Here is a 6,297-nt window from a genome sequence, read left to right on the forward strand (position 1 = left end):
GTTGTCCTTCAGGGCAACCAGAACGCATTCCGCCAATCAGCACATCAGGAGGCTACAAATGAAAAGCATCTTTCGAAAACTTGCGCCTGCCGCTGCCATGCTTGCCATGGCAACAATGGCTTCGACCCATGCGCAGGCAGAAACATTAACCGCCGGGGTTGAAGCCGCCTTTCCGCCCTGGGCCTATGTTGAAGATGGCAAATATAAAGGCATCGCCATTGATGCCATGCGGGCAATTGCCAAAGACCAGGGTCTGGATGTTGAATTCAAAGACCTTCCCTGGCCGTCCTTGATCCCGGCACTGGTCAAAGGGCGCATTGACCTTCTTGTCACCGGACTGAACGTGACCCCGGAACGCGCCAAGGCGCTCGATTTTACCATTCCATGGTGGGAAAACGACGACGAAATTCTCGTCCCCAAAGATTCCGACAAAAACCTGATCACGGCAATGTGCTGCGGGGCCACAGTTGGCGCCCAGGGCGGTGCGACCCAATACAAATGGCTTGAAGATAATCTGGCGTCAAACGACAAGGTTGATATGACGCTGCGCGGTTACGAGGATTACGTTACCGCCATCGCCGATATGCTTGCCGGTCGACTGGATGCGGTTGTGACCTCGACCGACACCGCCGAGGACTTCATTGCCAAAGGACGCCCGATCAAGATCGCCGGGACCATTCAGCAAAACCAGCCCCAGGCCCTTGCCGTTCAAAAGGGTGACCCGAAAAAGTTGCTCGGCAAAATCAATGCGGGGATCATGAACATTTATAAATCCGGCCAGTGGGCCGAAATTGTTCATCGTTATGCACCGCAATCGACCATTCGCGACATCCCGACCACAATGCCTTCCTATGTCGATACCTATCAGGGCGACATTCCCGGTTACACGAAGTAACGGACGGCTGGCCGTATTGCTGCACCCACAAGGTTGTAGCAATACGGCATTCCTTTTTGTTCCAACGAGCATGAAAACATGATTTTCGAAACGTTGTTAAGCCAGATGCCCTATCTGGCCCACGGCCTTGCCATCGCCATCGGGTTGCTTGTTTGCCTGTTGTCATTGGGCCTGGTGCTGGGCCTGGTGCTGGCGATCCTGGAAGTTTACGGTCACTGGACGCTGCGACTGGTTTGCGTCCTGTTCGAGCGCGTTTTTCGCGGCATTCCGGCAATTGTGTTGCTGCTGCTATTTTATTACGGCGTCACCGATTACATTGAAATGGGGTCGTTCACGGCGGCCGTTCTGGCCCTGGGTTTGCGTTCGGCAGCCTATCAGTCGCAAATCTTTCGCGGGGCCTTCCTGTCGGTGCCCACCGGCCAAATGATGGCCGCACGCGCCATGGGCATGAACAAATTGCAAGCCATCCGCGAAATCATTATGCCGCAGGCCCTGCGCATGTCGATCGGACCATGGACCAACGAATTTTCCAGTGAATTAAAGGCAACATCGCTTGCCTATGTCATCGGCGTCGTCGAACTGACCCGTCAGGCCAAATACATCATCTCAAATACACAGGGCAACATCCTGATTGTTTTTGGTGTGGTTGCCCTGATGTATTTCGTCGTCAATCGCGCAGGAAACTGGGCACTGTACAGATTAGAAAACCGTCTTGCTCTACCGGGCTTTGAACACAGGGGAGACGCATAATGCTGCTGCGTGTTGAAAATATTCATAAAAGCTATGGCGCGGTTGAAATCCTCAAAGGTGTTTCCTTTGACATGGCACCCGGGCAATCCAAAGTCATCATGGGGCCATCGGGTACTGGCAAATCAACGCTTCTGCGCTGTGTCAACCATCTCACCCCGCCCGATCAGGGCCGGATTTTTGTTGAAGGCGAAGAACTTACAGCAAAAAACCTGAATTCAATGCGCCAGAAAGTCGCCTTTGTCTTTCAGGATTTCAACCTGTTTACCCACCTGCGCACGGTTGAAAATGTTGCCATCGGACCGCGAAAATTACGCGGCTTTGGCAAAAAAGCGGCCCTTGATCTTGCCTATAAAGAACTTGAACGTGTTGGGCTGTCGGACCGGGCAGATGCCTATCCCGCCGAGCTTTCAGGCGGGCAACAACAGCGGGCCTCAATTGCGCGCGCCCTTGCGATGGAACCCAAGCTGATCTTGTTTGATGAACCGACCAGTGCGCTTGACCCGGAACTGACCGGCGAAGTGGTTTCGGTGATGAACAAGCTGGCATCCGAAGGCATGACGATGCTTGTGGTCAGTCACGAAATCGGTTTTGCCCGCAAGGCAGCAGATGAAGTCATCTTCATGGAAGGTGGCAAAATCATTGAACAGGGGCCGCCTTCGCAATTGTTTGAAGCACCACAGCAAGAACGGACACGCGCCTTCCTCAACGTGATCGAGCACGGAGGCGACGAATGAGCGCGTGGCTCGATTTCGCAATTGAACATTTGCCCTATGTGCTTCAGGGCGTTCCAACCACGCTGGGGCTGTGGGTATCGGCGATAACAATCGGGGCGATATTGGGGCTTGTTCTGGCGTGGGCGCGCATTTACGGCAACCGGCCAATCTATTTGATAGCCACGATCTATGTGGAAATCTTTCGCGGCACCCCGATGCTGGTACAGATGTTGTTCATCTATCTCGGCCTGCCGGAAATTGGCATTGTCTTTGACCCGCTAACCGCTGCCATTATCGCCATAGGCCTTAATACTGCGGCCTATCAGGCCGAATATTTGCGCGGTGCTGTTCGCTCTGTTCCCACGGGGCAGATGACGGCGGCCCGTGCCCTTGGCATGGGAAGGTTTCAGGGGTTTGTAAACATCATCCTGCCCCAGGCCTTGCGCCGTGTCATTCCCCAGTGGTCGAACGAGGCTATTTTAGAACTTAAATATACCTCGATCGCCTATGCCATCGGCGTCACCGAGATCACGGCACGCGCCGAAAAAATCGGCTACGAGACGTTTCAGTTTTTCGAAGTCTTTTTGCTCATCGCCGCAATCTATGTGGTCATGACCAGTGTGGTCGCACAACTGTTGCTGCTGTTGGAAAAGAAGGTCTCGGTCCCTGGGCTTTAGGCGGTTTTTAAAACACGCACCGGGTCACCCTGCCGATATTATCGCCCCCCCCTCTGACACACTGCACAAACCCCGCCCTTTTTGAGGCGGGGTTTGTCATATCAAAAGCATTTTTCCTTTAAGGTGCCTTCAAGTCAGAATTTCATATCCCTTGGCCGTCACAACAATGCTGTGTTCATATTGCACTGTCGGCGCACCAGTATCGGCATACAGGGTCCAGCCATCATCCTTGTCTTCGGTCGCCCATTCGGACCCCAGCGACAAAAACGGCTCAATGGTAATGACCTGGCCTTTTTTAAGGGTACGGCGTTCGTGCGGGTCATCCCATGTCGCAATGGTGGCAGGTTCTTCATGCAAGGACCGACCAACACCATGGCTGGCAAGGTTGCGGATCAGGGTATAGCCGTTTTTGCAGGCAAAGTTTTCAACCGTCAGGCCGATTTCGCGCAAAGGTGTGCCGTGGCGCACCTTGCGCACAGCCTGCATCATCACTTTGCGGCCATCTTCGCACAGCTTTTTAATCTCGGGCCGCGATGCTTCAAACCCGCCCAGAACAAAACTGGCACCGGTATCGGCGAAATACCCGTTCAGGGATGCCGACACATCGACATTGACCAAATCGCCGGTTTCCATAACGCGGGGGCCGGGAATGCCGTGGGCAATCACTTCGTTCACACTGATGCAGGTGGCACCGGGGAAATTATATTCCCCTTCCGGGGCTGAAATGGCCCCGGCGGCATCGAGCATGGCGCGGCCAATGTCATCAAGCTCGGCCGTGGTCATACCCGGCTCGGCGGCAGCGCACATTGCATCGCGTATTTCGCCGCACAAACGCCCGATACGGCGCATGGCAACAAGGTCGGTTTCGTTTTTAATTGTCATGCAAAGGCTATCGCGTTTTTGGGCCGCAAAGTCAAGATTGCAGCATCCCGGCCCTGTATCGCAACATCGCGTGCCGTGATACAGGCTCACCACGACCCGCACATATTCAAACGCCGTGATACATATGGACCCTTGCGTAAATCGCGCTGGCAGATTACGCCCTGTCGGCTATGCTGCGACCAACAATCACCCCATCAACATGGCAATGGACACTCAAATGACCATGACCGACATGACCTATTGGCTCGAACTGACCGGTGTTGCCGTTTTTGCCGTGACCGGTGCGCTCGAAGCATCGCGTCGGCAAATGGACATTGTCGGCTTTATCCTGATTGCCACCTTTACCGGCATTGGCGGTGGCACGGTGCGCGATGTGATCACCGGCGAAACCCCGGTTTTCTGGATCCGCGACCCGGCCTGGATCATTACCTGCATTGCCAGTGCGGTGGTGGTGTATTTCACCGCCCACCTTCTTGAACGGCGTTATGTTGCGTTACTCTGGCTTGATGCCCTGGGGTTGGCGATGTTTGGCGTTACCGGGGCGGCCATTGGCCTTAATTTAAACCTGTCGCCGCTGGTCGCGATTATCCTTGGTATGATCAGCGCCACCTTTGGCGGCATGGTGCGCGATGTGGTCTGTAACGAATTGCCGCTGATCCTGCGCCCGGAAATTTATATTACCTCGGCCCTGCTCGGGGCGACGATTTATACCGTGGGCACAGCCCTGCTGGAACTGCCCAGGCAGCCCGTTGCCCTGGTGGCATTTTTATGTGCCTTTGCCCTGCGGGCCGCCGCCCTTAAATATCGGCTCAGTTTCCCGGTTTATCGGGCACGCCCGGGCCGGGAATATTAAAACCCACCGAAAAAACATCGCAACTGGCTGTATGTAGCGCGAAAATATCGATCAATCGCAATTCGTTAACCGCGAAAAGGTAACGGCATTTCCTTTGCAAAAAATGATTCGGTATTTTATTGATAAAACACATTTTCCATGCTGTAGTTGTTTTCACATCGTGCCTGCCTCCTATAAAGGTCCGATACGGACCCGGCATGCACCCCGATATTCATGACAATAACAGGCCAGTTAAATGCTTGAACATTCGATGAACGCCCAGGACATTCTGCCGCACGATACGGCATCGGCCTTGCTGATTGGCCGGGTCTGGGACCCGCGCGCAAGCGGGCCGACACCGGTTTTGATCGCAGATGGCACATTACGCGATATCAGCGCATTAGGTGCTACCACCAGCCAGCTTCTGGAACGCGACGATCTGGTGGAAAAACTTCGTAATTCCGACGATTTTGCCGTTCTCGGCACGCTGGACGAAGCCCTTGCCAACAGCACACCAGATGCCGATCTTGGCAAACTGCATATTCTGGCCCCCAACGATGTTCAGACTGTTAAAGCCAGCGGTGTGACCTTTGTGTCCAGCCTGCTTGAACGCGTGATCGAGGAACAGGCCCGTGGCGATTCATCGCGCGCCGACCAGATCCGCCGGGAAATTACCGAAATCATCGGCGAAGACCTGTCGCAAATTCAGCCAGGGTCCGACAAGGCCGCCGACATTAAAAAGGTGCTGCTGGAAAAAGGCGCTTGGTCGCAATATCTGGAAGTGGGTATTGGCCCGGATGCCGAAATTTTCACCAAAGCGCCGCCGATGTCATCGGTTGGTCAGGGGGCGAATGTTGGCCTGCACCCGATTTCGCATTGGAACAACCCGGAACCTGAACTGGTGCTGGCGGTAACATCAAGCGGGCGCATTGTTGGTGCGACCTTGGGCAATGACGTGAATTTGCGCGATGTCGAAGGGCGCTCGGCCCTGTTGCTGGGCAAGGCCAAGGACAATAACGGTTCTTGCGCCATCGGCCCGTTCATTCGCCTGTTTGATGGCGATTTCACCCTGGAAAATGTCAAATCGGCTGATATTGCCCTGACCATTGACGGCGAAGACGGCTTTCACCTTGAAGGTGTCAGCTCGATGAGCAAGATCAGCCGCTCGCCGGAAAGCCTGGTCGGGCAGGCCATTGGCAAACATCACCAGTATCCTGACGGCTTCATGCTATTTTTGGGCACCATGTTTGCCCCGGTGCAGGATCGTGGTGCCAAGGGGGCAGGCTTTACCCACGAAACCGGCGATATTGTCAAAATATCCACCCCGCAACTTGGTGCGCTGGTTAACCGGGTGGATCGCTCCGACAAAATTACCCCATGGTCATTTGGCATTACAGCCCTGATGAGCAACCTGGCAAAACGCGGTTTGCTGTAAACAGCCTGCAACGGCTTTTATCCATAAACACATAAACCCCGAACATCACCGTTCGGGGTGACCTTCCCCCCGGAACAGTCTCACTTACAGGGTGAGTGGTTTCGTTGATACTT

7 protein-coding genes are annotated in these 6,297 nt (G+C 54.4%); 6 read left to right on the forward strand and 1 reads right to left on the reverse strand.

Features of this window, described 5'->3' with window-relative positions:
* Positions 1 to 58 precede the first annotated feature (58 nt).
* From AAC086_RS10095 to AAC086_RS10110, 4 genes are all read left to right on the forward strand, one after another.
* The gene (locus AAC086_RS10095) at positions 59 to 895 is read left to right on the forward strand and encodes an ABC transporter substrate-binding protein (RefSeq protein WP_339778393.1); all 837 of its coding nucleotides are present in this window, start codon (positions 59 to 61) and stop codon (positions 893 to 895) included.
* A 78-nt stretch (positions 896 to 973) separates the two neighbouring features.
* Positions 974 to 1,645 carry an amino acid ABC transporter permease gene (locus tag AAC086_RS10100; protein ID WP_339778395.1) on the forward strand — a complete coding sequence of 224 codons (672 nt, stop codon included), beginning with the start codon at positions 974 to 976 and terminating at the stop codon, positions 1,643 to 1,645.
* The gene (locus AAC086_RS10105) at positions 1,645 to 2,379 is read left to right on the forward strand and encodes an amino acid ABC transporter ATP-binding protein (protein WP_339778397.1); all 735 of its coding nucleotides are present in this window, start codon (positions 1,645 to 1,647) and stop codon (positions 2,377 to 2,379) included. Before AAC086_RS10100 ends, AAC086_RS10105 begins: the two co-directional genes overlap by 1 nt.
* Positions 2,376 to 3,035, forward strand: a complete 660-nt coding sequence (locus tag AAC086_RS10110) for an amino acid ABC transporter permease (protein ID WP_339778399.1) — start codon at positions 2,376 to 2,378, stop codon at positions 3,033 to 3,035. Before AAC086_RS10105 ends, AAC086_RS10110 begins: the two co-directional genes overlap by 4 nt.
* Before the next feature lie 129 nt (positions 3,036 to 3,164).
* On the opposite strand, the gene map is transcribed toward AAC086_RS10110, so the two are convergent.
* Positions 3,165 to 3,917: a type I methionyl aminopeptidase gene (gene map / locus AAC086_RS10115; RefSeq protein ID WP_339778401.1), complete on the reverse strand. Its 753-nt coding sequence runs from the start codon at positions 3,915 to 3,917 to the stop codon at positions 3,165 to 3,167.
* Positions 3,918 to 4,134: 217 nt separating this feature from the next.
* Here map and AAC086_RS10120 point away from each other — a divergent pair, with 217 nt between their 5' ends.
* A complete protein-coding gene (locus AAC086_RS10120; protein WP_339778403.1) occupies positions 4,135 to 4,770 on the forward strand; it encodes a trimeric intracellular cation channel family protein in 636 nt (211 codons plus the stop codon).
* Positions 4,771 to 5,005: 235 nt separating this feature from the next.
* Complete coding sequence (locus AAC086_RS10125; RefSeq protein ID WP_339778404.1) at positions 5,006 to 6,184, forward strand: fumarylacetoacetate hydrolase family protein; 1,179 nt, start codon at positions 5,006 to 5,008, stop codon at positions 6,182 to 6,184.
* Positions 6,185 to 6,297: the final 113 nt, after the last annotated feature.

The organism is uncultured Thalassospira sp. (genome assembly GCF_963976115.1).
Lineage (GTDB): Bacteria > Pseudomonadota > Alphaproteobacteria > Rhodospirillales > Thalassospiraceae > Thalassospira.

Coding starts and splice junctions, on each gene's coding strand:
- AAC086_RS10120 (WP_339778403.1), top strand. CDS start 4,135: ATGACCATGACCGACATGACCTATTGGCTCGAACTGACCGGTGTTGCC.
- map (WP_339778401.1), bottom strand. CDS start 3,917: ATGACAATTAAAAACGAAACCGACCTTGTTGCCATGCGCCGTATCGGG.
- AAC086_RS10100 (WP_339778395.1), top strand. CDS start 974: ATGATTTTCGAAACGTTGTTAAGCCAGATGCCCTATCTGGCCCACGGC.
- AAC086_RS10105 (WP_339778397.1), top strand. CDS start 1,645: ATGCTGCTGCGTGTTGAAAATATTCATAAAAGCTATGGCGCGGTTGAA.
- AAC086_RS10125 (WP_339778404.1), top strand. CDS start 5,006: ATGCTTGAACATTCGATGAACGCCCAGGACATTCTGCCGCACGATACG.
- AAC086_RS10095 (WP_339778393.1), top strand. CDS start 59: ATGAAAAGCATCTTTCGAAAACTTGCGCCTGCCGCTGCCATGCTTGCC.
- AAC086_RS10110 (WP_339778399.1), top strand. CDS start 2,376: ATGAGCGCGTGGCTCGATTTCGCAATTGAACATTTGCCCTATGTGCTT.